Below are 2,518 nucleotides of genomic sequence, written 5' to 3'. Positions count from 1 at the left end.
CGCGCTTGACGCAGTGCTAAGGGTAGCGCCACCGGTCTCGCCGGCGCCTCCAGCCTTGCCACCGGTCTCGCCGGCGAGACCGGTGGCGCTACCCTTAGCACTGCGTCAAGCGAGGCTGGAGGCACTGGCGAGGCTGGAGGCACTGGCGAAGCCGGCGGCAAAGCTGGCGGTGCTGGCGAGACCGGCGGCAAGGCTGGCGGCGCTGGCGAGACCGGCGGCAAAGCTGGCGGCGAAAGCGGCAAGGGCAGCGGTGCTGGCGAAAGCGGCGGCAAGGCTGGAGGCGAAAGCGGCAAGAGCGGCGGCGCCGGCTAGACTGACAAACGCCTGAGACTGTCGGATGCCGTTAAGTGAGTTATTCACTTGCCGGCATCCGCTTGTCCAACAACCAACTCCATCGTCGAGGTTGTGTCGTTGGAAATATCACCTTCGCCGCCACCGACCGGCACGGCACATCTCTCACGAAGCATGCCGCTGTTCTATGCGCAAAATACCGTCCTGTCGGTTGTCACCAGTCCGAACCAGTATAACGCGCGGCCTCCTTCCACAAAGCGAGCGCAATGTTTGGCGAACGAGCTTTCACCTCAAAATCATGACCTCTGTATTTTCCGGCCACGATCCACACTGTCTTTGAGCGCTGATAAACAGTGACGCCCAGAGAGCTGGCGACAGTTCGCCACTGGTCGTTACCCCCCATGAATTGTAGCCCTGTCGCCATGCAACTGCACATGACAACGACAATGCCAGACCAGAGTTGCACGGAATGTGACGACTTTAACACTTGCCCATCGGTTGCCATGCCGGTTTTGCCAACACCCTACTGTCGATCTCGTCCCCCGCTTGGCGCAAGCAAACTCCCGGAACGAGGGTACGTGTCGAATCCTACCAAGCGTGGAAGGCGCGAAAAACAGCAAGCCACCAAGGGACAAGAACGTCCCCTCACCCCGCCCAAAGGTTTAGCGGAAACGTCCAAAGGCTATCTGGGATCAATACAGCGGCGGCAATACCATTCACCGATGATCTGCGTGCAACGGCAGCCACTTCGCTTGGTATGCAACGCTTGATCGCCCGCCGTACCAACCTGCGGCGGGTAATTTTCTTCGGATGGCGCCCATGCCTGCACTACTCCACATGCCGCTTCGCGCAGTCACCAGTTGGATGATCGTAGGTAGGGTCTAGTTATGCCTGCACTGTCGCGAAGGACGTTTGCGCAGGGAGCTCTGTTAGGCCTGTCGCACTGGCTCGGCGTTTGCAAGCCGGCTGACGCGTACCACCAGCCAGGCGATGGTGTAACGTTGGTGGCGGAAGGCAGACCCGTCGTCACTCTGGTCACCCCCGATACGCCCAACGACTCTGTCCACTACGCTGCGGTGGAACTCAGCTGGCATATTGAAAAGGCCACCGGCTTCCAACCTGCCACAGTGACCGAGAGCAAGGTGACGTCGACCGGGCTCGGCAAGACCCACATCTTTCTGGGCGATACCCGGTTTGCGCGAAAGGCCGGAGTCGATTTCGACGCCTTGGGGCCGGAGTCGTGTGCGCTTCGCACCGTCGGCCGCCACCTGTGTATCGCAGGGCACGACACGAGCGGCAGTCCTGTTGACGTCAACACGTCCGCGGGAACGCTCTTCGGCGTCTACGAACTTCTCGATCGCTACTTTGCGGTTCGGTGGCTGTGGCCGGGCGAACTGGGAACGTTTGTTCCAAAAGCAGAGTCAGTAGTCGTTCCTCTTCAAGATCGCGTGGTAACGCCTCGATTCATGCAGCGTCAAGTGCGCACGGGTGCTGGTTTAAGGACCAAAGATCATCCCGAGATGGGCTTCACCACCGCAGCAGCTGAAGACTACATGAACGCCCAGGCTGCATTTCTGCGTCGCAACCGCATGGGTCGCCGAATCCCGGCGAAGTACGGCCATGCCTTCGTCGACTGGTGGCGGCAGTATGGCGCTGAGCATCCAGAATGGTTCCAGCTGGTCAACGGCAAACGAGGCCCCTCACGGCTGGGTGGGCGCTTCTCGATGTGCATTTCCAATGCGGGTCTGCACGAAGAGATTGTCTCGCAGTGGCGTCAGCATGGAGGCGATCGCCCGGGGCATCTTCCAACCTTCGTCAACGCTGTTGAGAACGACGTCCCTGGCCAATGCGAATGCGATGTGTGCAAGGCGCTGGATGGTCACGAGCCGCCGAACTATCGAAAATTCATCCCGTCGAAGTCGAAGCTTGCCAGCAAGCCTTTCGTATCCGACCGTTATGCACGTTCCTGGCAAGCCATCCAGCAGAACGCTGCGAAATACAATTCAAACGCGGTTGTCGTGGGCTACGCCTATATGAACTACTTCGCCGCTCCGACATCGGGCGTAAAATTGGGCCCGAACATCATGATCGGATTTTGCCCATCATCCTGGTTCTATCCCCGAAGTGGCGACGAGCAAGACTGGATGAAGGCCCAGTGGCGCGGTTGGGCGGACACACAAGCTAAGCTTTTCATGCGGGCGAACTATTTTCTGGACGGATATTGTAT

General features: G+C 59.3%; 1 protein-coding gene and 1 pseudogene. Both read left to right on the top strand.

Annotated features, from left to right (window positions below; all coding sequences use genetic code 11):
• A pseudogene (locus tag EN935_RS41550) lies at window positions 1-328 on the top strand (hypothetical protein); the annotation flags it as partial.
• 850 nt (window positions 329-1,178) lie between these two features.
• Window positions 1,179-2,518, top strand: a 1,340-nt coding sequence (locus tag EN935_RS30830; protein ID WP_127373956.1) for a DUF4838 domain-containing protein, incomplete at its 3' end; no start/stop codon positions are given.

It is taken from the genome of Mesorhizobium sp. M7D.F.Ca.US.004.03.1.1, from assembly GCF_003998635.1.
Taxonomy (GTDB): domain Bacteria; phylum Pseudomonadota; class Alphaproteobacteria; order Rhizobiales; family Rhizobiaceae; genus Mesorhizobium; species Mesorhizobium loti.
This window is presented reverse-complemented; position numbering and strand designations above follow the sequence as displayed.